Raw genomic sequence first — 25326 nt, 5'->3', positions numbered from 1 at the left:
ACGGACTCAGCGCGGACGTGTGTGAGCGACCTCGGCAGGCTCACACACGTCCGGCGTTGTTTCAGGACTTGCGGGGGGAGACCGTCATGATGCCCGTGCACATCTCGTCGCTGGTGCCGTCGCCCCACACCACGTAGCGGGGCGGCAGCTTCTTCAGCTGCGGCAGCTGTCTGCGCAGACTCGCGTCGTGTGTACACGTCACCCGGAGCGTGTCGCCCGGGCCGACATCCACCGGCGACGGCAGCTTCATCAGTCGCTGGCTGTCGAAGTCGAACTGCGGCACGTCCAGGACGACCTTGGCTTTCGGCGTGCCCGGGTTGAGCTCGACCTTGATGGACCGCCCGAGCAGATGCATGTGGCCGAACCCGGCGAACAGCGTCATCGGCTCCTCCACCTCCTCGTCGCAGGTCTGGGTGTCACCGGGTTTCGGCACGCCACCCGGGTTGCATTCCTGCACCTGACGGTCCGCCGACCCGCCGACATCCGCGCCGAACCGCTTCGTCACGTCCGCGATCGAGGCCGCCCGGTCACAGAGCGGACCCGACTCGCCGGCGGCGCACGGCAGGTCGGTCGGCGCGTCGAGCGGGAACGTCGTGAGTTCCCGGGTCTGCGGCGTGCCGTCGGTCAGCCGCAGCCGCACCGCCGACCGGTCCGGGCCGGCCGGTTTGCCGTCGGTCGCGAGCAGGTTGTAATGGACCTGCAGGATGATCAAGCTGCCCGGCATCAGCTTGAACCCGATGTCCTGGGTGAACAGCGTCTCCGTGGCGCCCGGCGCCCAGGTGTCCACCCACGTCGCGCCCTGGTCCTCGCCCTCCACGTCGGCGCCGGGCACGCCGGTCCCGCCGAAACACTGCCAGCCGAGACCGGGCGTCTTCGCGTCCTGCTCACGCACCAGGGCAGCGCGGTCCGGCGGCACCGCGTACACGATGGCGTGGTGCGCGATGGCAACGTTCTCCGGCGTGAATTGGGTACCGGTCAGGAACTGCGCCTCGGTCAGGCCCGGATCGATCACCTGGCACCGGTACTCGTCCGTGCCGCCACCCTCCGGCGGCGTGGGCGTGTACGCCTCGGCCATCCTCAGGTTGACGAACCGCTCGCCGGCCCGCAGCGGCTGCGGTGGGCCCACCGACGCGTCCGCGTGCGCGCTGTGTGCGCTGTGTGAACCGGCGGCGTCGGGCGCTGGGCTGCTGCCGGCGTCCGACCCGCACGCGGCGACGGTGAACGTCGTCGCCAGCGCCATGGCGGCCGCCCCGAACCTCCACGCTCGCTGGAACGATTTTTCATTGGCTTTCATCTATGACCTTTCTCCGGCGGGTTGCTTCTTTCGCATCTGACGCCTACTTCATACCGAGCGAACCTTAGACGACCATTAATAGGTCCCAGCGGACCGAAAGGAACGCGGACTCGACGCTCGAGCCGGTGAGCGACCACCTCGGGCCAAGTGGAGCCACCACCGCAATCGACGCCACCAAAACCTCGCGAGCTGCGCATTCTTCACTCGGCACCACTCCGAGAAACAGCAGCAGCACGATCGGCGGCTCCTGATTGAGTCAACTGCCTGAGTGCCGCGTTAACGGTCTTCTCAGGTTCGCCCGGTACGAATCCGGCGTCCGGCGAGTTGAGTGAACCGTACCCAAAAAACTATTTGTTGAAGTCGATTCAAAGCCGTCCGAGCAAACTCGGCAGGTCGCCCGACCCGTGATCAAGGAGGCGTTTCATGTTCGACCAGATGAACGGATTACCAGTGCACGCTCTCGTGCTGCATGCCGCCGTCGTGTTCGTGCCGCTGCTGGCGCTCGGCGCCATCGTGTACGCGCTGTTCCGACGGTGGCGGGCCACGATCGGCCGGGCGGTTGTGCTGCTCGCCGTGACAGCGCCGATCACCGCGCTGGTCGCCGTGCTGTCCGGCGACAAACTGCATGAGCGGCTGCTCGGGCAGGGCCTCCAAGGGCGCGGCGCGCAGATCATCAACGATCACATGGCGTTCGGCACGATGACGTTCTGGTTCTCGCTGGCCCTGGGCGTGGTCACGCTGATCCTGGTCCTGGCCGCTCGGCGCCGGCCCGGTTCGATGCCGAGGGTGGCCGACCGGGGGCTGGCCGTGGTGATGGTGGTGCTGGCCGCGATCACCGGCTATTACGTCTATCGAACCGGTGACTCGGGCGCCGCGGCGGTCTGGGGTTAGCCCTACGGAGCGTCACGGGAGTCCCGGTGTCTCGTCAGCGGAATCCGCGCGCCTCGGCTGGACCCTCGGCCATGTTCGACCGACTCGTCCGCCGGATCATGGACCAGGCGCTCGCATGCGGCACAGCACCATCAGCCCTACCAAAATCAGGATCCGTGGCTGCTGTCCTTTGCCGTCGATGACTCCCCGGTGTGGAACAGCCGGTCTAGCTGGTCATTGAGGATCCGCAGCGCGGCGGCGCCGTCGCGCTGGCCGCCCAGCACGCTCGAACCCAGGCCGTTGGTCAGCGCGAGCAGCGCGGCCGCGGTCAGCGGTGGGTCCACGTCGGTTACCACCTCGCCCGCCTCTTGGGCTGCGGCGATCTGCGTTGCCAGCAGTGATTCCAGCTTGTCGGGATAGGTCGCGCCGTGCCGGGTGGCCATCTCCGCCTCGCTGCTGAAGACCAAGGTGTAGAAGCCGGTGTAGGCCCGCGTCAGCCGCACGCTCTCCTCGTCAGTCGGCAGGATCGCGGTGAGCGTGCCGTAGACGACGGCGCGTGAGGTGATCGGGCCGAGCGCTCGGATGCTCGCCGACACCCGTTCGGTGAGTTGCTGGGCGAGGTAGGCGAGCGCAGCCAGCAGCAGTTGTTCCTTGGTGTGGAAGTAGTACTGCACCAGCCGCAGCGAGACACCGGCCTCGGCGGCGACCTCACGCATGGTGGCCGACTGCAGGCCGCGCGTACTCGCGATCCGCAGCAGGGCCTCGCCGATCTGCCGTCGCCGCTGTTCATGGTCTACCCGTTTCGGCACCGCATCATGATACGTTCGTATCAGAAAAGGTGTTGGACGGAGGCCACGATGCCAGTCGGCGAGTTTCGCAGTGATCAGTCCCGCGACCGCTTCTTCACCGTCTACGACGATCTGGTCGATCGGCTCTGGCCCCCCTCGTCCGTCGACTCCGATGTGGTCACCAGCTTCGGCACCACCCGGGTCCACCGGCTCGGTTCCGGCGAGCAGACCCCGTTCGTGCTGCTGCCAGGCTCGGGCGGGCCGTCGCTGATGTGGCACGCATACGTCGGCCAACTCGCCGCATCTCGCCCGGTGATCGCGATCGACCCCGTCGGTGAGCCCGGTCCGTCGGTGCAGACCCGAGCCATCGACAGCGGCGACGAATGGTCCCGATGGCTCGACGAGATCCTCACGGGGCTGGACGTCGGCCGTGCCCACCTGGTCGGCACTTCGTACGGCGGGTGGATCGCCCTACGCCACGCATTGCGATCACCGGACGCGGTCGCGAGCCTCGTGCTGATCGACCCGGCCGGCTTCGGCAAGGTCAGCCCGAAGTTCATGACCTGGATGATCGCGTGCGGGCTCGCCAGCTTCGCGCCCCGACCGATCCGGCACGCACTGGCCCGCCCGCTGCGCAACCTCGCCTTGCGCGACGACGACGCGATGCCGCTGGTCAAAGCCACCTTCGGCTTCCGGCGAAAGCACATCCCGCCCACCCCGCTCACCGACGGCGAACTCGAACGGATCACGACGCCGACGCTGGTGCTGCTAGGCGGCCACAGCCAGCTGTACGACACCGGAGAGATCGCGGCCACGGTCAATGCCCGGATGCCGCGCGCCGTCGCGGAGATAATCCCCGAAGCCAGCCACGACCTCGTCCTCTGGCATCCCGACGATCTCGCCGCACGGATCGCCGCCTTCGCCGCGGACGCCCCGGCCCACCCTTGACATCGTGTGGCTACGGGTCACCGCCGGAAATCCGGCCAGGGACTAACCTGAGCGGCAGAAACCGTCGCCGGGACAAACCTCGTTGGCGAAGGACACCTACCGAGTGGCCATCTCCGGTTCTTCAACACCGTTTGAACAGCCCATTTGACACCGCTTGATCGTCGACGGACCTCATGTCCGTACGTTTCGACACCACAGTGAGACCGGCGGCCGGCGAAGACCTGTTACGACTGGTTCACCCGGTGGAAGCCGGGCGGCACCTGGGCACGTATCGAGAAGCATCGCAGGCCGATGCCTCCGGTGATCTCGACGGGTGCGGGCAGGTCGACGCCACCATCGTGCGGGCGCTCCAGCGGCCGGGCCGGTCAGGCCCGGGCCAACTGCTCGCGGACCTGCATCAGGGCGAAACCCAGAAGATTGAGACCCCTCCAGCGGTACGGGTCGCCCGCACGCGGATCGTCGGCGGCCAGCCCGATGCCCCAGATCCGGTCGATCGGGCTCGCCTCCACCAGCACCCGCCGCCCGGTGGTCAGCAGATACTCGCGCAGCGCCGGATCCTGGCCGAACTTCGCGAGGTTGCCGGCGATCACGATGGGGCTGCGGTGCGCGTCCCACACGTCCTGATCGAATCCGGACACCAACCCGCCGAGTCGTTTCGCCTGGTGCGGATGCGACGCGGCCAGGATCCGCTCGGCCATCGCCTCGTCGCCGAACAGCACGGCCTTGCGCCACATCATGTAGTGCTCGGCCGACGCGAACGCCCGCCCGTCCACCTCGAACGTGCCCGGCCACCACTGGCTCAGGCAACCCGCGCCGACACTGCCGTCCCGCTCGGGCTCGTGCTTCCAGAAATACAGGAACTTGATCCTCTCCCCGGCCGCCCAGGCGGAGGAGAGGCCTGCGACGTCATCGAAAGGCATGCCGGCATTTTGCCCGCACCCCCCGCGCCGCCGCCTGTCATTTTCAGCCGTTGAAATGCGGGTCGCGGGCCATCGCCCGGTAGGCGGCGAGCGCCGACGCGTCGGTGTCGAACCGGAAGTCGTGGTCGGTGCCCTCCTGGATGTCGGTGTCGAACCAGACGACGGCGCCGACCGCCGGATTGTCCTCGACCCAGGTGTGCAGCTTCCTGATGTACCCGGCCTTGCCGGACACCGCGGCGGTCTCGCTCAGGATGATCGGCTTACGGGCGCCGTACCGGCGGGTGACCGGCCCGAACAGGGTGGCCGGGGACTCGCCGTAGAAGTTGTAGCCGGACACGCCCACCCAGTCGACGTAGTCGTCGCCCGGGTAGTAGCGCTGCATCTGGTTCCAGGAGACGTCCGGTGACGAGTTCCAGTTGGGGCTCCAGATCCACGACACGTTGCCGGCGTCCTGCTCGGCGAAGATCCGGTGCAGGCGGCGCCAGACCCGCACGTACCCCGCCGGGTCCTGGCCGTTGGCCGCCCCGGACCACGGGAACCAGTCGCCGTTCATCTCCCAGCCCCAGCGCAGCAGGATCGGGCGGTCCATGTCCCGCAGTTTGCGGGCCACCGAGCGGATGCCGGCGTCCGAGCCACCGTCGAGGATCCCGGCCCAGGGCGCGCCGTGCCAGGAGACCATCAGCATGCTGTGGCCGGCGACGTCCGGCTCGGCGGTGGGCACGTAGCCGTCCCACGGGTAGAAGCGGTGCACGATCCGCTGGTCGCGGCCCAGCTGCTCGCGGCGCAGGGCCAGGCTCTGCCGCAGGGTCTTCCCGCCGAGCGCCAGGTAGGAGCCGAGCATGACGCCGGGCTTGCCGGTGGCCGACGCAGTGGGCGTCGCCGTCGGCCCGGGTGACAGCGACGGCGACGGCGCCGTGGTGGCGAGCGCCGACCCGAGCCGCTGGGCCGGGGAGGGCGCCGGCGCGGCGGCGGGCGGTTCCGGGGACGTGCCGCAGCCCGCCGTGCCGGTGAGGGCCAGCAGGGTCAACAGCTGACGGCGTTTCAAGGCGGCACCCGCTTTCCGATTCGTGACCGTAGCGATCTTGCCGCAATCTCGCCGGAACGAAGTCAGCCGAACGGCCGGTGACCAGGCAAAACATGATCCAGCACACAACGAATAGGGGGTAATTCTCCGATGTCCGACATGGTCCGCTGAACGGTGCGAACTACTCGTACGAATGGGCCACCGGCTACGGTTCTCCTCCCCCGCCACCGGGTGGCGCGTAGGTTTTCCGTTGCCGGGACGCCATGCCGGCGCCCCGGGACCAACGGGGGAGAAACGATGAACCTTCGCAAGAGCTGTGTCATGGCCGCTGGAACGCTCTTCCTGGCCAGCACCGGAATCATCGGCGTGACGGCCCCGGCTGTCGCCACACCGGCGCCGACCACACAGACCGCCCAGCCGAGTGACCCGTGGCCGAGCAAGGCCTACCGCAGGGGTTACCGGGACGGCCGTAAAGACGGCTGGCGTGAAGCCAAGGACGAGTGCGACAGCCGCTCCAGGGCCTACAGCCTGCGCGGCGGCGGCGGAGAGTCGGACTACCGGCGCGGTTACGAGGACGGCTGGGAACGCGGCTACGCCGAGGGCTTCAACGAGTTCTGCTACTGATGTTGTCCGGGCCGGCCGGAACCCCACGGGTTCCGGCCGGTGCCCGTGTCAGCCGTAGAGCGCGCCGATCTCGTCGGCGTAGCGGTCGTGGATGATCCGGCGCCGCAGCTTCAGCGTGGGGGTCAGCTCCCCGGTCTCGGGACTCCAGCCGCGGGCCAGCACCCGGTACGTCTTGACCTGCTCGGGACGCGACAGCCGGCTGTTGGCGGCGGCCACCGCGGCGTCGATCTCGGCCCGCAGCGCCGGGTCGTCGGCCAGCTCGGCGACGGTCGTGGCGGGCAGGCCCTTGGAACGGGCCCAGAGCGGCGCGATCTCCTCGTCCAGGACGATCAGGGCGGTGACGTACGGCCGCCGGTCGCCCACCGCCACCGCCTGCGCGATCAGCGGATGCGCCCGCAGCAGGTTCTCGATCTGCGCGGGTGAGATGTTCTTCCCGCTCGAATTGATGATCAGTTCCTTCTTGCGGTCGGTGATGGTCAGGAAGCCGTCGTCGTCGAGCACCCCGACGTCGCCGGTGGCCAGCCAGCCGTCGGCGTCGGTGATCGGCTCGATGCCGCCGTCGGCGCTCAGGTAACCGGCGCTGACCAGCGGCCCGCGGACCAGGATCTCGCCGTCGCCGGCCAGCCGGATCTCCATGCCGCCGTTGGCCCGCCCGACCGACCCGGTCCGGAAGCTCTCCGGCGTGTTGATCGTGGCCGTCCCGGTGGTCTCGGTCATCCCCCACACCTCGAGCACGTCGATCCCGATGCTCGCCAGGTAGAACAGGACCGCCACCGGGATCGGCGCGGCGCCGCTGCCGGCCCACCGCAGGTTGTCCAGGCCGAGTCTCGCGCGCAGCGGCCGGAGCACCTGCGCGTCCAGGGCGGCGTGCCGGGCGGCCAGCTCGTCCGGGACCGGCCGGCCCGCCTCGCGCAGCCGGTGGACCTCGGTGGCCACGGCGCGGGCGGCGTCGACCGCGGCCCGCACCGCGGGGTCGGCGGCGGCCAGCTGCCCCTGGACGCCGGCGACCATCTTCTCCCAGATGCGGGGCACGCCGAAGAACGACACCGGGCGCACCGTCACCAGTCCGGCGAGCAGCTGCGCGGGGTCCGGGCAGATGGTGACGTGACCGGCCCGGTAGATCGGGTTGTAGATGCCGAGGATCCGTTCGGCGATGTGCGCGAGCGGAAGGTACGCCAGGGAGCCGGCGTGGTCCGGGGTGTCGATCGTGTGCTCCATGACGACGCACTGGTAGAGCACGTTGTGGTGGGTGAGCACGACACCTTTCGGGTCACCGGTGGTGCCGGAGGTGTACAGCAGTGTCACGGGCTGCTCCGGGCGTACCTCCCGCCAGGTCTTCTCGAAGGCTCCCGGGTCGGCCTGGTGTGCGGCGGCGCCCCGGATGCTGACGTGCCGCAGCGAGATGATCCGGCCTTCCGGGTCGGAGGCGGCCCGGTCGGCCACGACCACCCGGCGGATCTGCGGGACCTCGTCGAGGACCGGCTGCCAGCGCTCCAGCGCGGCGTCGTCCTCCAGCACGACGATCCCGGCCTTCGAGTGGCGGGCCAGGTAGCGCAACTGGTCGGTGGAGAGGGTGGCGTAGACGGTCGACGGGATCGCCCCGAGCGAGGCCGCGGCGAGGTCGATCAGCCAGTGCTCGGGGCGGCCGGACATCATGATCAGCAGGCGGTCGCCGGAGCCGAGGCCCAGGTCGGCCAGGCCGCGGGCGAGCACCGCGACCTCGTCGCGCAGCTGTCGCCAGGTCAGCGTGCCGGCCGAGCCGAGCAGGCTGAGCGCGGGCAGGTCGGGGAACTCGGTGGCGTTGCGGTGCAGCAGAGCGGGGATCGTCAGGTCGCGGGCCATGTCGGCGCACCGCTGCTGGACGGCGGGATCCATGAGCTGCCTCCTGGGAGAGCCGAAGACGGACGGCTATGGCGCGACTGTAAACGCGCACTAACTTCCTGGGAAGAACAGCATGCGAATCCGGCTTAACTTTCTCCGGGTTTCATCAGGCTTTCAGCACGGTCAGCGTCAACCGGACGAGATGCCGGTCCATGCCCGAGCGGCGGTCGAAGCGGACCAGCCGGCTCAGATCGGTGACCAGGTTGAGCCCGGCGTGCACCAGCACCCGGGCCTCCGGCGCGGCCAGCCCGGGGCGCAGCCGGCCGAGCAGGCGCACCCACTCCTCGACGTGCAGCCGCTGCATCTTGCGCAGCTCATGCCGGTCGGCCCGGGGCAGGTTGTTGTTCTCCGCGAGATAGACCGAGACCAGGGCGCTGCGCTCGAAGGTCAGCTCCACGTAGGACTCCGCCATCCGCCGCAGCGCGTCCTCGTCGCCGGCGGCCCCGGCCAGCGCCGCCGCGGTCGACTCGGTGACCCGCTCGGACGCCCGGTAGAACGCCGCGGCCAGGATGTCGGCCTTGCCGGGAAAGTAACGATAGACGCTTGACGCGTTGATCCCCGCGGCCCGGCCGATGTCCTCCACCGCGACCGCGTGATAGCCGTGCCGGTGGAACAACGTGATCGACTCGGCCAGCAGGATCTCCCGCCGGGCCGTCACCCCCGTCACCGGCTCCGGCGACGGATGCTCCGGCAACGGCGACACCGGGGTGGCCGGCTCGTCGCGCAGCACCGCCCACGCCACCCGGCGCAACACCGCCTCGGCCCGGCCACGCGCGATCGCCGCCCGGTGCGTGCCCAGACTGCCGAAGACACTGAGCGCCGCACGGACCAGCGCATACGTATCCCGGCCGGTCAGCTCGGGCCGCACCGCCCGCAGCGGATCGGCCAGCCGCGCGGCGAGCGTGCCCAGCTCGGCCAGGAACTCCTCACGATGCTCCGGCTCCAGATAACGCCACTCCCACTGGTAGAGCCCGGCCACCCGGCGGTGGTCGACGGCGAGCCGCGCCAGCACCGCGAGCAGCTGGTCGAGCCGCTGCTCCGGATCGCCGCCGGCGGGCAGGTCGGTGGCGGTCAGTACTGCCTCGACCAGCTGCCGGGTGGCGTGGACCAGCATCGCGTACTTGTTGGGGAAGTGCCGGTAGATGGCCGGGCCGCTGATGCCGACCGCGGTGGCGATCTCGTCGAGGCTCACACCGTGATAGCCGCGCTCGCAGAACATCTCGGCCGCGGCCAGAGCCAGCTGCGACTTGCGGTTCTTGGGGCGTTTGCGGACCTCTGCTGGTGCCGGTTCGCCGGCCGCGGCGACGCTCATGCAGCACAGCCTAACGGTGCTCTGTGGTTCACCCGACCTTTGGCTTCGTATCCTTGACACCTAGCGGAAACATCGGCAAAAGTTAGTCGCAATTCGCATGCAGGGGAGCTGTCGATGACGACCGAGGCCTATCTGTACGACGCCGTGCGCACACCGCGCGGCCGGGGAAAGAAGAACGGAGCCCTGCACGGGGTCAAACCCATCTCGCTGGTGGTCGGGCTGATCGACGAGCTCCGCCGCCGCTTCCCGTCGGTCGACCCCGCCGACATCGAGGACGTCGTGCTCGGCGTGGTATCCCCGCTCGGCGACCAGGGCTCCGACATCGCCAAGACCGCGGCGCTCGCCGCCGGCCTGCCCTACCAGGTGTCCGGCGTCCAGCTCAACCGCTTCTGCGGCTCCGGCCTGGAGGCGGTCAACATCGCCGCCCAGAAGATCCGCTCCGGCTGGGAGGACCTGGTCCTCGCCGGCGGCGTCGAGTCGATGTCACGGGTGCCGATGGGCTCCGACGGCGGCGCCTGGGCGATGGACCCCGAGACGGCCCTCGCCACCGACTTCATCCCGCAGGGCATCAGCGCCGACCTGATCGCCACGATGGACGGCCTCACCCGGGAGGACGTCGACGCGTATGCCGTCGGCTCCCAGCAGAAAGCCGCGAAGGCCTGGAGCAACGGCTGGTTCGACCGCTCGGTCGTCCCGGTCCGCGACCGCAACGGCCTGCTCGTCCTCGACCGTGACGAGCACATCCGCGCCGACAGCACGGTGGAGAGCCTGGGCCGGCTGCCCGCCTCCTTCGCCACCATCGGCGACCAGGGCGGCTTCGACGCCGTGGCCCTGCAGAAATACCACTGGGTCGAGAAGATCAACCACGTGCACAGCGCCGGCAACTCGTCCGGCATCGTCGACGGCGCGGCCCTCGTCCTGATCGGCTCGGAGCGGGCCGGGCAGCGCGCCGGGCTCACCCCGCGCGCCCGGATCGTGTCGGCCGCCCTCAGCGGCGCCGACCCGACGATCATGCTGACCGGCCCCGCCCCGGCCTCCCGCAAGGCGCTCGACAAGGCCGGCCTCACCGTCGACGACCTCGACCTGGTCGAGATCAACGAGGCGTTCGCGGCCGTCGTGCTGCACTTCATCGACGACCTCAAACTCGACCCGGAGAAGGTCAACGTCAACGGCGGCGCGATCGCCATGGGCCACCCGCTGGGCGCCACCGGCGCCATGATCCTCGGCACCCTCGTCGACGAGCTCGAACGGCGCGGCGGCCGGTACGGCCTGGCCACACTCTGCATCGGCGGCGGCATGGGCATCGCCACCATCGTCGAACGGCTCTGAGGGGAATCACGTCCATGACCGAGACCATCCGCTACGACCGCGGTGACGACGGCATCGTCGTGCTCACCCTCGACGACCCGAGCCGCGGCGCCAACACCATGAACGACGCGTATGTGGCCAGCATGGAGGCGACCGTCTCCCGCCTGGAGGCCGAGCGCGACCAGATCACCGGCGTCATCATCACCTCGGCGAAGAACTCCTGGTTCGCCGGCGGCGACCTGGACCAGCTCGGCTCGGTCCCGGCCGACCGCGGCCAGGACGTCTTCGACCTGTCCACCAAGGTCAAAGGACAGCTGCGCCGGCTGGAGACACTCGGCAAACCGGTCGTCGCCGCGATCAACGGCTCGGCCCTCGGCGGCGGCCTGGAGCTGGCCCTGGCCACCCACCGGCGGATCGCGCTGAACAATCCGAAGACCGAGATCGGCCTGCCCGAGGTCACGCTCGGGCTGCTGCCGGCCGGGGGCGGCGTGGTGCGTACCGTCCGGCTGCTCGGCCTTGCCACCGCCCTGCTGGAGGTGCTGCTCAAGGGCACCCGCCACCGTCTTGCGAAAGCGAGGCAGCTCGGCCTGATCGACGAGATCGTGGACACCCCGGAGCAACTGCTCACCGCCGCCCGCGAGTGGATCGCGGCCAACCCGGAGGCGGCCCAGCCCTGGGACACCAAGGGCTACCGGATCCCCGGCGGCACCCCGTCCACGCCCGCGCTCGCCGCGATGCTCCCGGCCTTCCCGGCCAACCTGCGCAAGCAGCTCAAGGGAGCGAACTATCCGGCGCCCCGCAACATCCTGGCCGCCGCCGTCGAGGGCGCCCAGGTCGACGTCGACACCGCGTTCGTCATCGAGACGCGGTACTTCGTCGAGCTGGTCACCGGACCGGTCGCCAAGAACATGATCAAGGCGTTCTTCTTCGACCTCAACGAGGTCAGCCAGCGCGACATCGGCGAGGTCCCGCCGATCACCAAGGTGGCCGTGCTCGGCGCCGGCATGATGGGCGCCGCCATCGCCTACGTCGCGGCCCGCTCCGGCCTGCCGGTCGTGCTGCGCGACGTCTCCCTGGAGGGCGCGCAACGCGGCAAGGGCTACTCGGAGAAACTGGTCGCCAAGGACGTCGCCCGCGGCCGGATCACCGAGGCGAAAGGCGCGGCGCTGCTCGACCTGATCACCGCCACCGACCAGGTGGCCGACCTGGCCGGCGCCGACCTGGTGATCGAGGCCGTCTTCGAGGACCCGGCGCTCAAGCACAAGGTGTTCGCCGAGATCGAGGGCATCGTCGCGCCGGACGCGCTGCTCTGCTCCAACACCTCCACGCTGCCGATCACCCTGCTCGCCGAGGGCGTCAGCCGCGAAGCCGACTTCATCGGCCTGCACTTCTTCTCCCCGGTCGACAAGATGCCCCTGGTCGAGGTGATCAAGGGCGAGAAGACCAGCGACCTGACCGTACGCCGTGCGCTCGACGTGGTCCGCAAGCTGCGCAAGACACCGATCGTGGTGAACGACAGCCGCGGCTTCTTCACCAGCCGGGTCATCGGCACCTTCACCAACGAGGGCCTCGCGCTGCTCGCCGAGGGTGTCGCGCCGGCCAGCATCGAGCAGGCCAGCAGCCAGGCCGGATACCCCGCCCCGGTGCTGCAGCTGATGGACGAGCTGACCCTCACCCTGCCCCGCAAGATCCGTAACGAGTACCGCGCCGCCGCGGCCGCCGCCGGCCAGGAGTTCGCGATCCACCCGGCCGACGCGGTGATCGACCGGATGATCGACGAATTCGGACGGCCCGGCCGCTCCGGCGGCGCCGGCTTCTACGAGTACACCGACGGCAAGCGCACCGGACTGTGGCCGGGCCTGACCGCCTTCGCCAAGCCGGGCGTGGACATCCCGTTCGAGGACCTCAAGGAGCGGCTGCTCTTCATCGAGGCCATCGAGACGGTGAAATGCCTCGACGAGGGGGTCCTGCTGTCGGTCGCCGAGGCCAACATCGGCTCGATCCTCGGCATCGGCTACCCCGGGTGGACCGGCGGCGTCCTGCAGTACATCAACCAGTACGAGGGCGGTCTGCCCGGTTTCGTGGCCCGGGCCCGGGAACTGGCCGGCCGCTACGGCGACCGGTTCACCCCGCCGCCGCTGCTCGTGGCCAAGGCGGAAGCCGGCGAGATCTTCGCCTGACGCCGTGACGCGTGATCCGTGTCTCGTGGCCTCCCGGTGAGCCACGAGACACGGACCTGCATGATTTCCTTCATCCGGCAGCTTCCGGTCGGACAACAGGCCGATGCATGATCGATGATCTCCGGACTACCGTCCACCCCGGAGGTTGATCATGAACATCGACGCGGAGTTACCCGGCGTCCCGGTCGAGGAACCCTGGGCCCCCGCGGTACGGGCCTTGCTGCGCCATCTCGAGGACTCGGACTTCGACGGCGCCCCACCCGTCGACGGCACCGCGACGAGCGCCGCCATGCCCTGGCCCGAGTGGACCCGTGAGGACGACACGCTCTGGCAGGTCGCCCAGTGGCTCCGCGAGTACCACGAGGCGGTCGCCGACTTCGTGCCCCCCGCCGACGCGCGGTGGCGCAAGGGCGGCGCCTGGGAACCCGGCCTGATCATCGGGCACAACGACGCCGCGCCGTACAACGCGACCCGCGCCGGCCGCCGTCTCACCGGCTTCGTCGGCTGGGACTTCGCCGGCCCGGTCAGCCGCGACGCCGACCTCGCGTTCACCGCCTTCGCCTGGGTGCCGCTCACCGCCCGCGGCGACGCCGCCGACGACGGCTGGACCGACCTCACCGACCGCCCCCGGCGCCTGCGGATGCTGCTCGACGCGTACGGCTGGCGCGGCACCGCCGCCGACATGGTCCGCGAGGTCCGCGACCGGATCAGCGCCGCCATCCACGACATCCGCCGCCTCGCCACCGACGGCGACCACGACTGCCGCGAGCTGATCCACTCCGGTCACGACCTGCGCCTGGCCACCGCCGTCAAGGAACTGGCCTCCTTCCCCGGCTGACCTCACCCCGCCCGGCGGCGGCCCGCTGACAGGACGCGGCAAGGCACGACCTCATCGTTGCGGCATGCTGACCCGAACTCACGACATCACCGCCCTCGGCGACCACCTCCCGCCCGCTCACCGCACCGCCGGACTCGCCGACAGCCGGCACCTCCTCGGCGTCGCCGAACACCACCGGCGGCTTCCGCGACGGCCTCCGCGACCGCGTCCCACCGGCCGCGGCCGTGCGCCCGCTGTTGGTAAAACCCCACCGAAGCCCGTGGGAACTACACCCCTCAGAGGTACGGCCACCCCTCCCCACCAGCACCACCCCGTCCCGTAACTCCCCGCCGCGACGGGGCTGCCCACTCCCGCCCACCAGCGCCCGCATCGGGCGGCGGCCACCGGTCACCGTCACCCCGCCCGGCTGGCCCTCCAAGCTGCCGAAAGGGCCTTCGGGCAGCTCCAGAACCAGCCGCCCTACCGGCTCCCGGCGGCCCCGGGTGTCCACCGAACCGGCCCCCGCCCAGCCGGCCACCCGCGGGGCGGAACCGTCGGGACAGGGTGGGACGGTGACCAACGGCTGCCGCCCGAAAGGGGCGCTGGTGGGCGGAAGGGGGCAGCCCCGTCGCGAGGGGAGCCACGGGACGGGGTGGTGCGGGTGGGGACGGGGTCACCCGTACATCTGCGGGGTCGGGGTCTGCGCCGCCAGGCGTCGGTAGTAAGGGCTGGCGAGCAGCAACTCGCTGTGGGTGCCGGTGGCCGTGATCGCGCCGCGGTCGAGGACCAGGATGCTGGTGGCGGCGCGGACGGTGGAGAAGCGGTGCGCGATGACCATGAGGGCGCACACCTCGGCGACCTCGTGGAGGGTGGTGGTGAGGGCGCGTTCGCTGTCCGGGTCGAGGTGGGCGGTGGGCTCGTCGAGCAGGATCAGGTCGGGCCGGGCGAGCAGGCAGCGGGCGATGGCGACGCGCTGGCGCTGGCCGCCGGAGAGGCGACGGCCGTGGTCGCCGACGGGGGTGTCGAGGCCGGCGGGGAGTTCGGCGGCGACGCGGGTGAGGCCGGTCATGGCGAGGACACGGTGGATCTCACGATCGGTGACCGGGCCGGCGCCGTAGAGGAGATTGTCACGGAGCGTTCCGGCGAGCAGAGGGCTGTCCTGTTCGACGAGGCCGACGGCGGCGCGATGCCGGGCGTACGGGGTGAACCGCGCGTCGCGCCCGTGCAGCAGCACCGATCCGCGGTCCGGCTCGTAGAACCGCTCGGCCAGCGCGAAGATCGTCGACTTCCCGGCGCCGGACGGCCCGACCAGGGCGACCTGCCCGCGGGCCGGCACCGTGAACCCGACACCGCGCAGCACCGGGGCGCCGGGCCGGTAACCGAACCAGACGTCCCGGAACTCCAGCACCGGCCGGGCCGGGCGGGCGCCGGAGCGGACGGCGGCGACCGCGACCGGCCGGTCCCGTTCCACCGGCAGGGCCAGCACCTCGGTGATCCGCTGCAGCGCCCCGGCGCCCTGCTGGACGGCGCTGACCGCCTGGAAGATCTCGTAGACGGGCGCGGCGAGATACGTCATGGCGAGCGTGAACGCGACCAGGTCACCGAGGGTCATCGCGCCGGACGACACCCGGGCGGCGCCGGACAGTAGCACCGCCAGGAACGCGCCGCTGACCGCCAGGTCGTTGGCCGGCCCGCTGAGCGCGACCATGCCGGCCATCCGCAGGTTCGCCAGGTAGGCGCGCCCGGCCGAGGTGTCCAGGCGTGCGGCTTCGAGCGGCTCGGCCCGGCAGGCGCGGACCAGCCGGATCCCGCCGAGGGCCCGTTCCAGGTCGGCGAGCAGGGCGCCTTCGGCGTTCTGGGCGGTACGCGACGCGATCCGCACCCGGCGCACCACGGCGAGCAGCGCCGCGAACGAGCCACCGAACAGCACCATCACCGTGGCCAGCAGCCACGGGTCCAGCCAGGCGAGCAGGGCGACCGCGGCGGCCAGCCCGGCCACCCCGGCCAGCCCGGTGCCGAGGCTCTGCGCGATCAGGGTCTTCACCACTGTGGTGTCGCCGCACGCGCGGGCGATCAGGTCGCCGACGCGGCGGTCGTCGAAGGCGGCGATCCGTACCCGCAGCAGATGCCCGGTCAGGGTGCGACGCAGGTCACGGGTCATCGTCTCGCCGGTGTGCGCCTGCACGTACCGGCCCAGCGCCAGAGCCGACGCGTGCGCGGCGAACAGCGCGGTCAGCGCCCCGAGCACCGGCCACCGCAGCTGCCCGGCGGCGGCGCCGTCGACGGCCGCCCGCGCCAGCAGCGGCTGGGTGAGCGCCAGCAGGGTGCCCAGGAGGCTGAGGGCGGCGGCGCCGGCGATCGGGCCGCGATAGCCGCGGGCCAGCCGGCCCAGGTCCCGCCAGCCGGCCATCGTGTCCCCTCTCACCAGGAGATCTGACCGTAGGCAGGGGTTTCGGGGAGCGACAACGAACGGTGTGTGGATGCCAGCGCGGCAAGGGGGCGGGCGGTCGCCTTTTCGTAGGATCCGGTCATGCGCCTGCTCGCCTCGCTGTACGAATCCGCCGACCTGCCGGACGCGGTGGTCACCCCGTCGGGCTCGCTGTCCCGTCACGACCTTCTGGAGCAGGCGTCCCGTCTGGCCGGCCGGATCGCGGGCGCGCCGATCGTCGCCGTGGAGGCGACGCCGGATCTGTCCACTGTCGTCGCGGTGACCGGGGCGCTGCTGGCCGGGGTCCCGATCGTGCCGATCCCACCGGACGCCGGTGATCTGGAGCGGGCGCACATCCTGCGGGACTCGGGCGCGGCGGCGCTGCTCTCCGGCGGCGACCTCGCCGAGCTGCCCGTCACCCGGGAAACGCTGGACGCCGCGCTCGTGCTCTACACCAGCGGCACCACCGGCGCCCCGAAGGGTGTCGTCATCTCCCCCGGGGCGATCGCCGCCGACCTCGACGCCCTGGCCGGGGCCTGGCAGTGGACGGCGGACGACACCCTCGTCCACGGCCTGCCGCTCTACCACGTGCACGGCCTGGTCCTCGGCGTCCTCGGCCCGCTGCGGCTGGGCTGCCGGCTGATCCACACCGGCCGTCCCACCCCGCAGGCGTACGCCGCCGCCCCCGGCACCGTGTACTTCGGCGTGCCCACCGTCTGGTCACGGATCGCCGCCGACCCGGCCGCCGCCCGCGCCCTGGCCCCGGCGCGCCTGCTGGTCTCCGGCAGCGCCCCGCTCCCGGCTCCGGTCTTCGACGGCCTGGCCGCCCTGACCGGCCGGTCCCCGGTGGAGCGCTACGGCATGACCGAGACCCTGATCACGGTGAGCGCCCGCGCCGGCGGCGAGCGCCGTCCCGGCCAGGTCGGCCTGCCGCTGCCCGGGGTCGGCACCCGGCTGGTCGACGAGTCCGGCGCGCCGCTGCCGTCCGACGGCGTGACCATCGGCCACCTGCAGGTGCAGGGCCCGACCCTGCTCGACGGCTACCTGAGCCCGGACGGGGTACGGCCACCCGAGCTCACCGGCGGCTGGTTCCCGACCGGTGACGTGGCGACCATCGCCCCGGACGGATGGCACCGGATCGTCGGCCGGGCCTCCACCGACCTGATCAAGACGGGCGGCTACCGGGTCGGCGCCGGTGAGGTGGAGGACGCCCTGCTGCTGCACCCGGCCGTCCGGGAGGCCGCCGTGGTCGGGATCCCGCATCCGGATCTGGGCGAGCAGATCACCGCGTTCGTGGTCGCCGATCCGGTCGCGCCGGCCGACCTGATCGACTTCGTGGCCGCCCGGCTGGCCGCGCACAAGCGCCCGCGGGCCGTGCATCTGGTGGACGGCCTGCCCCGCAACGCGATGGGAAAGGTGCAAAAGAGTTTGCTGATCGCCCATTGACTCAACCGGTGAGCGCCGGGTGCCGATCTCTCTGCTCGTGACGAGACCAACCCTCCGCCCGGCGGCCATGCTCGCCCTGGTGGTGCTCTGGCTGCTGGCCGCGGTCGTGGTCGGCGGCGCCGGAATGGTGTGGCCGGTCCCCCCGTGGGTGCTGTGGCCGACCGCCATCGGCGCGACCGCCACCGCCGCGGTGGCCTGCCGGGTCGCCGCCGCCACCGGACCGGAGGCGGTGCGCGCGTTCTGGCGGCGCCTCACCTGGGCGGTGGCCTGTCTCACCGCCGGCGGGGTGGTCCAGCTCGGCAGCCGGCTGCTCATCGAGGACACCGAGACGCTGAATCCGGTGGCGGCCGCCTGCTTCGCGGCCGGTGCCGGGTTCGCCATGGTGGCGGTGATCCGGCTGCCGCATCCGCGCCGCTCCTGGCGCGCGTCCGTCGCCCTCTGCCTGGACATGGCCACCGTCGCCACCGCGGCCGCCATCATCTTCAGCCACTTCCTCTGGCACATCGCGAACCCGGCCTCCGGTGGCACCGCCACGGCGACGTTCATGCTGATCGTGATGATCACCGGGTCGGCCGCGGTGGCGGCGGTCATCAAGGCCGGCGTGGCCGGGTCCGGCCCGGCCCTGGCGCCCGCGCTGTGGACGCTGGCGCCGATCGGGTTGCTGTCCCCGGCCGCCTGGCTGCTGGCCCCGGTGCTGGCGCCGTGGCCGCACCTGGACGCCGCCGTCGCGTCACTGCCGGTGGCCAGCCTCTTCCTCGCGCTCGCCGCTTGGGTGCAGAGCCGGGTGAACACCTCCGGCCCGGCGCGGACCATGCCCGCCGGGCGGCGGCACGCATGGCGCGACATCAGCCTCGTGCCGTACGTATCGGTCGCCGCGGTCGCCTCCCTGCTCATCTTCATCACCGTGCGGGACGGGTTCCTGACGCCCGGCCTGGCCGGCGGCTCCGTGGTGCTCACCGTGCTCGTGGTGACCCGCCAGCTGACCGCCCTGCTGGACAACGCGATGCTGCTGGACCGGCTGGAGGACCAGGCCCACCGCGACGACCTGACCGGGCTGCCGAACCGCCGGCTGTTCACCGCCACGCTCGCCCGCCGCAGCACGCCGACCACCGTCGCGGTCTGTGACCTGGACGGGTTCGCGGCCCTCAACGACCAGCTCGGCGACGAGACCGGGGACGCCCTGCTGCGCGCCGCGGCCGAGCGGGTCTCCGCGGTCACCGGCGCGGACACGGTGGTGGCCCGGCTGCTCGGCGACGAGTTCGGCGTGCTGGCCCCGGGCGACGACACCGGGCTGGCCGAGGCGCTGGTGGACGCGTTCCGTACCCCGTTGCGGGTGGACACCCGAGACCTGCTGGTGACGGTGACCGCCGGGGTGGCCACCGGCGCCGGCGACGACGTGCCGGACCTGCTGCGCCGCGCCGAGCTGGCGTTGCAGGCGGCCAAGTACACCGGCGCGGACCGGGCGCGGGAGCACAGCAGCGCCCTGGACGCGACCGCGCAGCACCACGCCGAGCTGTCCGCCGCGCTGCGCCGGGGCCTGGAGCTGGGCGAGTTCCGGCTGCTCTACCAGCCGATCGTGGAGCTGCCGAGCGGCCTGGTCACCGGGGTCGAGGCGCTGATCCGCTGGCATCCGGTGGACCAGCCGGTGGTCTCGCCGGCCGAGTTCATCCCGGTCGCCGAGCACAGCGGCCTGATCATCGACCTGGGCGCGTGGATCCTCGACCAGGCGTGCGCCGACGCGGCGGCCTGGCAGCGGGAGCACGGCGCCGCCGGGCCGCGGGTCAACATCAACGTGTCGGCGCGGCAGTTGCTCGACCCGGACCTGCCCGGGCTGGTGGCCGGCGCGCTGCACCGGCACGGGCTCACCCCGGACCGGATCACCATCGAGATCACCGAGACCGCCGTCTTCGCCGGCGGCGCGGCCCTCGAGACGGTACGCGAACTGCGTGAGCTAGGGGTCGGTCTGGCTCTCGACGACTTCGGGACCGGGCACAGCTCGCTGACCCTGCTGCGCACCTGCCCGGTCACCACGCTCAAGGTGGACAAGTCGTTCATCGACGACCTGAACGGCACCGCCGAGCAGGAGGCGATCGCCTCGTCGCTGAGCACGATCGCCAGCACGCTCGGGCTGCGGGCGGTCGCCGAGGGTGTCGAGACCCGCGATCAGGCTGACCGTCTGCACGCGCTCGGCTACCGATACGCACAGGGCTACTACTTCGCCCGCCCCGTGCCGGCCGCCGACATCACCGCGCTGCTCACCGCACCGGTCCTCACCCCGTGACCCTCAACAACATCGACACATCGACGGGCTATAGTCCCCGGCCGTGCGCCCCCTTTTCGCCGCCAGCGACATGCACGGCCATCGTGCCGAGTTCCGGGCCGCCCTGCGCGACTCCGGGCTGATCGACAGCACCGGGGACTGGTGCGGCGCCGACGCCCGGCTGTGGGTGCTCGGCGACTACTTCGACCGCGGCCCGGACGGGATCGGGGTGGTCGACGACATCCGCCGGATCAGCGGGCAGGCCGCCGCGGCCGGCGGCGAGGTCGGCGCGCTGCTCGGCAACCACGAGGCGCATCTGCTGGCCGCGCACCGGTTCGGGGCGGCGCCGGTGCCGGGCTGGGCGGCGCGCGCCGACGGCTACTGGGGCGCCTGGATGACGCTCGGCGGCCGCGAGGACGACATGCGCCGCCTGACCGCCGAGCATCTGGCCTGGCTGCGGGCGCTGCCGGCGATGGCGCTGGTGGACGGTCACCTGCTGATGCACTGCGACAGCACCCGCTATCTGGAGTTCGGCGACACGGTCGAGGCGGTGAACAAGGCGGTCGCCGGGCATCTGGCCGGCACCGATCCGGGCGAGTGGCTGACCTTCTGCTTCCTGGTGAGCGGGCGCGGCGAGCTGCATTCGCCGGAGGCGGCCGACTTCCTTCTCGCCGCCTTCGGCGGCTCGCTCATCGTCCACGGTCACAGCACGTTGATCAGCGGGTTCGGCCTCAGCCGGGCGGAGGCGAGACGACCTTTCCGGTACGGCGGGGGCCGTGTCCTGGCCATCGACGGCGGCGTCTTCGAGGGCGGCGACCTGCTCGTCACCCGCCTGCTCTGATCGCGGTGTGGACGCCCCGCCGCGGGGTACGGTGCGGAAATGAGTTCTTCGTGTCCGGAGTGCGGGGCGCCCGGCGTGCCGCTGATCTTCGGGTTGCCGGTCGCCGAGGCCCAGGCCGCCGCCCGCCACGGGGAGCTGGCGCTGGGCGGCTGCACGATGCCGGTGCGGCCGCCGAACTGGCAGTGCCCCCGCGGCCACCGCTGGCGCGACGCGGACCAGGTCGCCTGGGACGAGCGGCTGCTGGCGGTGCTGGTCGCGCACGGCTACCCGGAGGACTGAGCCCGGCCCCCGTTCGCCGGTGGCGACCATACGGTACCGTTCTGCCGCGCCGGCTCACAGGCACCACCTTCGATGCCGGTATGTCCGCTTGTCGAAGCTGAACGGGGTACCGAGTGAAGAGACGTGGGGGTGTGATGGCCGCCTCGGCCGTCGCGCTGGTCCTCAGTGGGTGTACGTCCGACGGCGACACCGCCCGGACACCCGAGCTGGAGAGCCGGGGCACCGTGCTCACCACCGTGCAGCCGTCCCGGCAGGACCTGACCAACCAGATCAGCCTGACCGGCAAGGTGAGCATCAACCCGGTCTTCGGCATCGTGGCGCCCGCCGAGGGCGAGCTGCGGTTCACCGAGCGCCAGCCGACCACGGTCGCGGTCAGCCGGGACACCTGGGTGGCGACGGTCTGGGACGGCGACACCCCGCGCAAGGTGTACGTGCCGGAGGGCGCGATCATGGCGGGCCGGCTGATGGACGACCGTTCCCCGGTGGCCAAGGGCATGCCGGTGGTGTCCGCCCGGCACGTCGGCTACGGCATCACGGCCGACATCGACAGCGCTCAGGCGTACCGGATCTCCGGCTCGGTCAAGCAGATCAAGGCGCAGATCAAGAACGGCCCCGGCCCGTTCGACTGCGAGCCGGTGGGCACCATCGCGGCGCTGCCGGCCGGCACCTTCCCGGAGCCGGAGCCGGTGGCCACCAAACCGCCCGCGGTGAACCCGTCGGCCGCGCCCCCGGCCGGCACCGAGACCAAGGCGCCGCCCGCCGCGCCGGAGGGCTCCGAGGCGACCGGTCTGCGGCTGGTCTGCGCCGCGCCGGAGAAGGTACGGCTGATCAACGGCTCGGACGTCACCCTCGACGTGATCACCGGCCGGGCCGAGGACGTCATGGTGCTCCCGGTCGAGGCGGTCGCCGGGCTCCAGGGCAAGGGCAAGGTCGACATCGTCGGCGAGGACAAGCAGCGCCGGACGGTCGACGTGGTGCTGGGCATCTCGGACGGCAAGGTCGTCGAGATCAAGAAAGGCCTGACCGGCAAGGAGACCATCGCCGTCCCGGGGCCGAACCTGCCCGCCCCGGAGGCCGGCGAGGTGACCGGGTGACCGCGCTGATCCAGCTCACCGGGATCACCAAGGTCCTCAAGGGACAGGAACAGCCGCGGACCATCCTGGACGGGGTGAGCCTCGACGTGCACGCCGGGGAGAGCCTCGCCATCGTCGGCCGCTCCGGCTCCGGCAAGAGCACCCTGCTCAGCGTGCTCGGCCTCTTCGACCGGCCGGACCAGGGCACCTATCTGCTGTCCGGGGACGACATCAGCCGGCTGCCGGAGCGCAGGGCCGCGAAGCTGCGCAGCTCCCACTTCGGGTTCGTCTTCCAGCGGTTCTTCCTGCTCAAACACCTGACCGCGGCGCAGAACGTGGCGATGGCGCTGGTCAACGGCCAGGGCTGGCTGCCGCGCCGGCAGCGCAAGGCCCGGGTGATGCAGGCGCTCGAACAGGTCGGCATCGCGCATCTGGCGAAGAACCGGCCGGCCCGGATGTCCGGCGGCGAACAGCAGCGGGTGGCGATCGCCCGCGCCCTGGTCCGGGAGCCGCGGATCCTGCTCGCCGACGAGCCGACCGGCGCGCTGGACACCGAGACCGGCGCGCTGGTGATCGACGCCCTGCAGTCGGTCACGTCCCGTGGCTGCGCGCTGATCCTGGTCACCCACGACCGCGACCACGCCGCCCGGATGGGCCGCATCCTGCACCTGGACGCGGGCGTGCTGACCGAACAGCGGGTCCCGGCATGATCCGGTTCTCCGGGCGGGCCCGGTCCGCGCTGATCATCGGGCTGCAGGGGATCCGGTCGCGCAAGACCCGGACCCTGCTGTCGATGGTCAGCCTCTTCCTCGGCGTGCTCGCCGTCGTCGTGGTGCAGGCCGGCGCCAGCATCGCCGAGCGTGCCCTGCTCGCCGACATGGAGCTCTTCGAGGGCTTGGACGGCACCGTGGTGATGGACGTCGGCGGCACGTCGCCGCAGCTGGGCCAGGTCGTCACGGCCACCGTCGCCGGCCGTCCGGACGCGGTGGCGATGACCGGCATGCAGGCGGTCATCGGCGAGCCCGGGGTGCGGCCGGTCAACGAGGGCGGTGTGCCGCTGGACGGCTCGTGGGGCGACCCCGGACCCCCGATGACCTGCGACGAGACAGGCTGCCGGGAGTTGCCGGCCGCCGAGATCGCACCGAAGGGCCAGGCCATCGAGGTACGGCTGACCGCGCTCTCCGGCGACGTCCGGCGGTACCGGCCGTACCGTCCGCAGTCGGGCGACTGGCTCGACTTCGCCACGATGCCCTCACTGAGCCCGAGCCTGGTGCTGAACAAGGCGGCGGCGTACGGGTTCGAGAAGTACCGGGTGCCCGCCGAGATGCGCGTGCCGGGCGCGTCGGCGAACATGACCCCGCACTTCGTCGGTGTGGTCGACGACGGCGACCAGCAGCCGCGCGCCTACGTCCGGCTGGACGAGCTGAGCCACTGGGTGCCGGCCGCCAAACTGATCGACCCGAACTCCAGCGAGGTCCGGGTGCTGATGACCGCGGGCACCCCGGTCGAGCAGGTGCTGTCGGCGAAGTTGCGGGCGATCGGGGTGGAGCCGATCGTGCGTACCGTCAACTCCCGTGCGGACCAGGAGAAGGAGCTGGCCCTGATGCGGCTGGTCTTCCTGGCGATGGCCGGCCTGGTGCTGCTGATCGGTGTCGCCGGGATCCTCAACGTCGGCCTGGCCACTGTCGGCGAGCGGGTCGAGGAGTTCGCGCTGCGCCGGGCGGTCGGCACGCCACGTACCCTGCTGGCCGGCATCGTGCTGGCCGAGACGCTGATCACCGGCCTGCTCACGGCGGCCCTGGCGATCGGGGTGAGCGTGCTCGGGATGAAGGCGCTGGTGACGTTCGCCGGCAGCTCGCAGCCGTTCCTGCAGGGCATGCAGTTCCCCTGGGACGCCGGGGTGGCCGGGGTGATCGCCGGTCTGGTCGCGGGGGTGCTCGGCGGTTTCGTCCCGGCCGTCCGCGCGGCCGGGATCCCGATCGCCACCGTCATGCGGGCGTAGCCCCGGCCGTCCCGGCGCCGGGGCGGGGTTTCCCGCCCCGGCGCGCGGGGTCAGCCGGCGACGCGGGCGACCCTGTCTCGCACGGCGTCCAGCCCGGCCGCCTGCGTGACGATCGCCTGATATCCGAGTTCGGTGACGGCCTTGTCGGTACGCAGCGTGCAGGTCTGCTCCAGGAACCACCGTGCCGGTACGGGGATCACGTCAGCCGCGGTGCCGGCGTCCATGTCGGGGATGGCGGCGTCCACCCCGTAGATCGCGAAGTTCTCCTCCAGGAAGTCGCGGAGGCTGACGCGGTGCTGGTCGGTGACGAAGTAGGCCTGACCCGGCCGGCCGTGCCGCCATCCGAGGACGAGTCCCTCGACGGCGTTGTCGACGAACGTGACATCGGTGAGGTGCCGGCCGCCGTCGATCCAGGCGAACCGGCCGTTGCGGGCGGCATCCACCAGTCCCTCGACGAGCGAGCTCTCCGGCCCCCAGACGAACCGCGGCCGGATCGACACGGTGGTGAAGCCCGGCCCGTCCGCGGCCAGGACCAACGCCTCGGCCTGCGCTTTCGTCGCGCAGTACGCGGCTTCGGAGTCCGGTCGCAGCGGCGCGCTCTCGTCCACGTCGACCAGTGGTGTCCCGGCCAGGAGCGCCGCTTCGCTGCCGCAGTGCACGAAGCGGGCCACTCCGGCCTGCCGGGCAGCCTGCAGCGCGGCCCGCGTGCCACCCACCGTGATCAGCTCCTGCCGCTCCCGGTCAGCGGTGATGTCGGTCTCCGCGGCCAGGTGGAACAGCACCTCGCTGCCCTCCACGCCGGTGCGCCACGTCTCGGGATCGGTCAGGTCACCGTGCACCGGCTCGGCGCCCAGCCCGGCCACGACGCCGGCGGACGCGGCACTGCGGACGAGGACCCGGACCGCGTGCCCGTCGGCCAGCAGGCGGCGAACCAGTCGCCGGCCGATGAAGCCGGAACCGCCGGTGATGAAGGTCTGTGCCATGTCGTTCTCCTCGGTCGTGACGATCTCCGCCTGGTTCCAGCAATCGGC

At 71.6% G+C, this 25326-nt stretch carries 21 protein-coding genes; 13 read left to right on the top strand and 8 right to left on the bottom strand.

What is annotated here, in order from left to right; translation table 11 throughout:
* Nucleotides 1-61: 61 nt before the first annotated feature.
* Nucleotides 62-1294 (bottom strand): monooxygenase, encoded by a 1233-nt coding sequence (locus BM290_RS21505; protein WP_093616829.1) that lies wholly within the window; start codon nt 1292-1294, stop codon nt 62-64.
* A gap of 423 nt (nt 1295-1717) precedes the next feature.
* Between BM290_RS21505 and BM290_RS21500 the strand changes: the two genes are divergently transcribed.
* Nucleotides 1718-2185 (top strand): DUF2231 domain-containing protein, encoded by a 468-nt coding sequence (locus tag BM290_RS21500; RefSeq protein ID WP_093616827.1) that lies wholly within the window; start codon nt 1718-1720, stop codon nt 2183-2185.
* Nucleotides 2186-2331: 146 nt separating this feature from the next.
* On the opposite strand, the gene BM290_RS21495 is transcribed toward BM290_RS21500, so the two are convergent.
* Nucleotides 2332-2973, bottom strand: a complete 642-nt coding sequence (locus BM290_RS21495) for a TetR/AcrR family transcriptional regulator (protein WP_093616825.1) — start codon at nt 2971-2973, stop codon at nt 2332-2334.
* On the opposite strand from BM290_RS21495, the gene BM290_RS21490 reads away from it, so the two are divergent.
* Entirely contained in the window at nt 2953-3900 is a 948-nt protein-coding gene (locus BM290_RS21490; RefSeq protein ID WP_093616823.1) for an alpha/beta fold hydrolase, read from the top strand. The genes BM290_RS21495 and BM290_RS21490 overlap by 21 nt on opposite strands.
* A 365-nt stretch (nt 3901-4265) precedes the next feature.
* Here BM290_RS21490 and BM290_RS21485 read toward each other — a convergent pair whose 3' ends face one another.
* Nucleotides 4266-4820: a riboflavin biosynthesis intermediates N-glycosidase gene (locus BM290_RS21485; RefSeq protein WP_093616821.1), complete on the bottom strand. Its 555-nt coding sequence runs from the start codon at nt 4818-4820 to the stop codon at nt 4266-4268.
* A gap of 43 nt (nt 4821-4863) precedes the next feature.
* Entirely contained in the window at nt 4864-5865 is a 1002-nt protein-coding gene (locus BM290_RS21480) for a glycoside hydrolase family 26 protein (protein WP_093616819.1), read from the bottom strand.
* Nucleotides 5866-6141: 276 nt separating this feature from the next.
* Between BM290_RS21480 and BM290_RS21475 the strand changes: the two genes are divergently transcribed.
* Nucleotides 6142-6468: a hypothetical protein gene (locus BM290_RS21475; RefSeq protein ID WP_143133861.1), complete on the top strand. Its 327-nt coding sequence runs from the start codon at nt 6142-6144 to the stop codon at nt 6466-6468.
* A gap of 48 nt (nt 6469-6516) precedes the next feature.
* On the opposite strand, the gene BM290_RS21470 is transcribed toward BM290_RS21475, so the two are convergent.
* Nucleotides 6517-8343, bottom strand: a complete 1827-nt coding sequence (locus tag BM290_RS21470; RefSeq protein ID WP_093616815.1) for an AMP-dependent synthetase/ligase — start codon at nt 8341-8343, stop codon at nt 6517-6519.
* 112 nt (nt 8344-8455) lie between these two features.
* Nucleotides 8456-9661 carry a TetR/AcrR family transcriptional regulator gene (locus BM290_RS21465; RefSeq protein WP_093616813.1) on the bottom strand — a complete coding sequence of 402 codons (1206 nt, stop codon included), beginning with the start codon at nt 9659-9661 and terminating at the stop codon, nt 8456-8458.
* Between the two features lie 114 nt (nt 9662-9775).
* Between BM290_RS21465 and BM290_RS21460 the strand changes: the two genes are divergently transcribed.
* The 3 genes from BM290_RS21460 to BM290_RS21450 all read left to right on the top strand — a co-directional run bounded on the left by BM290_RS21460 (nt 9776) and on the right by BM290_RS21450 (nt 13987).
* Entirely contained in the window at nt 9776-10990 is a 1215-nt protein-coding gene (locus BM290_RS21460) for an acetyl-CoA C-acetyltransferase (protein WP_093616811.1), read from the top strand.
* 14 nt (nt 10991-11004) lie between these two features.
* On the top strand, nt 11005-13149 hold the full coding sequence (locus tag BM290_RS21455) for a 3-hydroxyacyl-CoA dehydrogenase NAD-binding domain-containing protein (RefSeq protein WP_093616809.1): 2145 nt from the start codon (nt 11005-11007) through the stop codon (nt 13147-13149).
* Nucleotides 13150-13300: 151 nt separating this feature from the next.
* Complete coding sequence (locus BM290_RS21450) at nt 13301-13987, top strand: aminoglycoside phosphotransferase/kinase family protein (RefSeq protein ID WP_177319829.1); 687 nt, start codon at nt 13301-13303, stop codon at nt 13985-13987.
* 652 nt (nt 13988-14639) lie between these two features.
* On the opposite strand, the gene BM290_RS21445 is transcribed toward BM290_RS21450, so the two are convergent.
* Nucleotides 14640-16391: an ABC transporter ATP-binding protein gene (locus BM290_RS21445; RefSeq protein ID WP_143133860.1), complete on the bottom strand. Its 1752-nt coding sequence runs from the start codon at nt 16389-16391 to the stop codon at nt 14640-14642.
* A gap of 105 nt (nt 16392-16496) precedes the next feature.
* Between BM290_RS21445 and BM290_RS21440 the strand changes: the two genes are divergently transcribed.
* From BM290_RS21440 to BM290_RS21410, 7 genes are all read left to right on the top strand, one after another.
* Complete coding sequence (locus BM290_RS21440; protein WP_093616805.1) at nt 16497-17840, top strand: AMP-binding protein; 1344 nt, start codon at nt 16497-16499, stop codon at nt 17838-17840.
* Between the two features lie 37 nt (nt 17841-17877).
* Nucleotides 17878-20121 (top strand): putative bifunctional diguanylate cyclase/phosphodiesterase, encoded by a 2244-nt coding sequence (locus tag BM290_RS21435; RefSeq protein WP_239143977.1) that lies wholly within the window; start codon nt 17878-17880, stop codon nt 20119-20121.
* 43 nt (nt 20122-20164) lie between these two features.
* Nucleotides 20165-20941, top strand: a complete 777-nt coding sequence (locus tag BM290_RS21430) for a metallophosphoesterase (RefSeq protein WP_239143976.1) — start codon at nt 20165-20167, stop codon at nt 20939-20941.
* Between the two features lie 39 nt (nt 20942-20980).
* Entirely contained in the window at nt 20981-21220 is a 240-nt protein-coding gene (locus BM290_RS21425) for a hypothetical protein (protein ID WP_093616801.1), read from the top strand.
* 113 nt (nt 21221-21333) lie between these two features.
* Nucleotides 21334-22314, top strand: coding sequence for an efflux RND transporter periplasmic adaptor subunit (locus tag BM290_RS21420; RefSeq protein ID WP_239143975.1), 981 nt, complete (start codon nt 21334-21336; stop codon nt 22312-22314).
* A complete protein-coding gene (locus BM290_RS21415; protein ID WP_093616797.1) occupies nt 22311-23003 on the top strand; it encodes an ABC transporter ATP-binding protein in 693 nt (230 codons plus the stop codon). Before BM290_RS21420 ends, BM290_RS21415 begins: the two co-directional genes overlap by 4 nt.
* Nucleotides 23000-24295: an ABC transporter permease gene (locus BM290_RS21410; RefSeq protein WP_093616795.1), complete on the top strand. Its 1296-nt coding sequence runs from the start codon at nt 23000-23002 to the stop codon at nt 24293-24295. Before BM290_RS21415 ends, BM290_RS21410 begins: the two co-directional genes overlap by 4 nt.
* A 50-nt stretch (nt 24296-24345) precedes the next feature.
* Here the strand turns inward: BM290_RS21410 and BM290_RS21405 are convergent, their stop codons facing one another.
* Entirely contained in the window at nt 24346-25278 is a 933-nt protein-coding gene (locus BM290_RS21405; protein WP_093616793.1) for an NAD-dependent epimerase/dehydratase family protein, read from the bottom strand.
* Between the last annotated feature and the right edge of the window lie 48 nt (nt 25279-25326).

The organism is Actinoplanes philippinensis (assembly GCF_900113015.1).
Taxonomy (GTDB): Bacteria; Actinomycetota; Actinomycetes; order Mycobacteriales; family Micromonosporaceae; genus Actinoplanes; species Actinoplanes philippinensis.
The sequence above is the reverse complement of the archived record's forward strand: the minus strand, read 5'-3'. Positions and strand labels throughout refer to the sequence as shown.

Excerpts from the sequence above, each read along its gene's own strand:
- BM290_RS21505 (WP_093616829.1), bottom strand. The coding sequence starts at position 1,294 with ATGAAAGCCAATGAAAAATCGTTCCAGCGAGCGTGGAGGTTCGGGGCG.
- BM290_RS21500 (WP_093616827.1), top strand. The coding sequence starts at position 1,718 with ATGTTCGACCAGATGAACGGATTACCAGTGCACGCTCTCGTGCTGCAT.
- BM290_RS21490 (WP_093616823.1), top strand. The coding sequence starts at position 2,953 with ATGGTCTACCCGTTTCGGCACCGCATCATGATACGTTCGTATCAGAAA.
- BM290_RS21485 (WP_093616821.1), bottom strand. The coding sequence starts at position 4,820 with ATGCCTTTCGATGACGTCGCAGGCCTCTCCTCCGCCTGGGCGGCCGGG.
- BM290_RS21475 (WP_143133861.1), top strand. The coding sequence starts at position 6,142 with ATGAACCTTCGCAAGAGCTGTGTCATGGCCGCTGGAACGCTCTTCCTG.
- BM290_RS21470 (WP_093616815.1), bottom strand. The coding sequence starts at position 8,343 with ATGGATCCCGCCGTCCAGCAGCGGTGCGCCGACATGGCCCGCGACCTG.
- BM290_RS21465 (WP_093616813.1), bottom strand. The coding sequence starts at position 9,661 with ATGAGCGTCGCCGCGGCCGGCGAACCGGCACCAGCAGAGGTCCGCAAA.
- BM290_RS21460 (WP_093616811.1), top strand. The coding sequence starts at position 9,776 with ATGACGACCGAGGCCTATCTGTACGACGCCGTGCGCACACCGCGCGGC.
- BM290_RS21455 (WP_093616809.1), top strand. The coding sequence starts at position 11,005 with ATGACCGAGACCATCCGCTACGACCGCGGTGACGACGGCATCGTCGTG.
- BM290_RS21450 (WP_177319829.1), top strand. The coding sequence starts at position 13,301 with ATGAACATCGACGCGGAGTTACCCGGCGTCCCGGTCGAGGAACCCTGG.
- BM290_RS21440 (WP_093616805.1), top strand. The coding sequence starts at position 16,497 with ATGCGCCTGCTCGCCTCGCTGTACGAATCCGCCGACCTGCCGGACGCG.
- BM290_RS21425 (WP_093616801.1), top strand. The coding sequence starts at position 20,981 with ATGAGTTCTTCGTGTCCGGAGTGCGGGGCGCCCGGCGTGCCGCTGATC.
- BM290_RS21410 (WP_093616795.1), top strand. The coding sequence starts at position 23,000 with ATGATCCGGTTCTCCGGGCGGGCCCGGTCCGCGCTGATCATCGGGCTG.
- BM290_RS21405 (WP_093616793.1), bottom strand. The coding sequence starts at position 25,278 with ATGGCACAGACCTTCATCACCGGCGGTTCCGGCTTCATCGGCCGGCGA.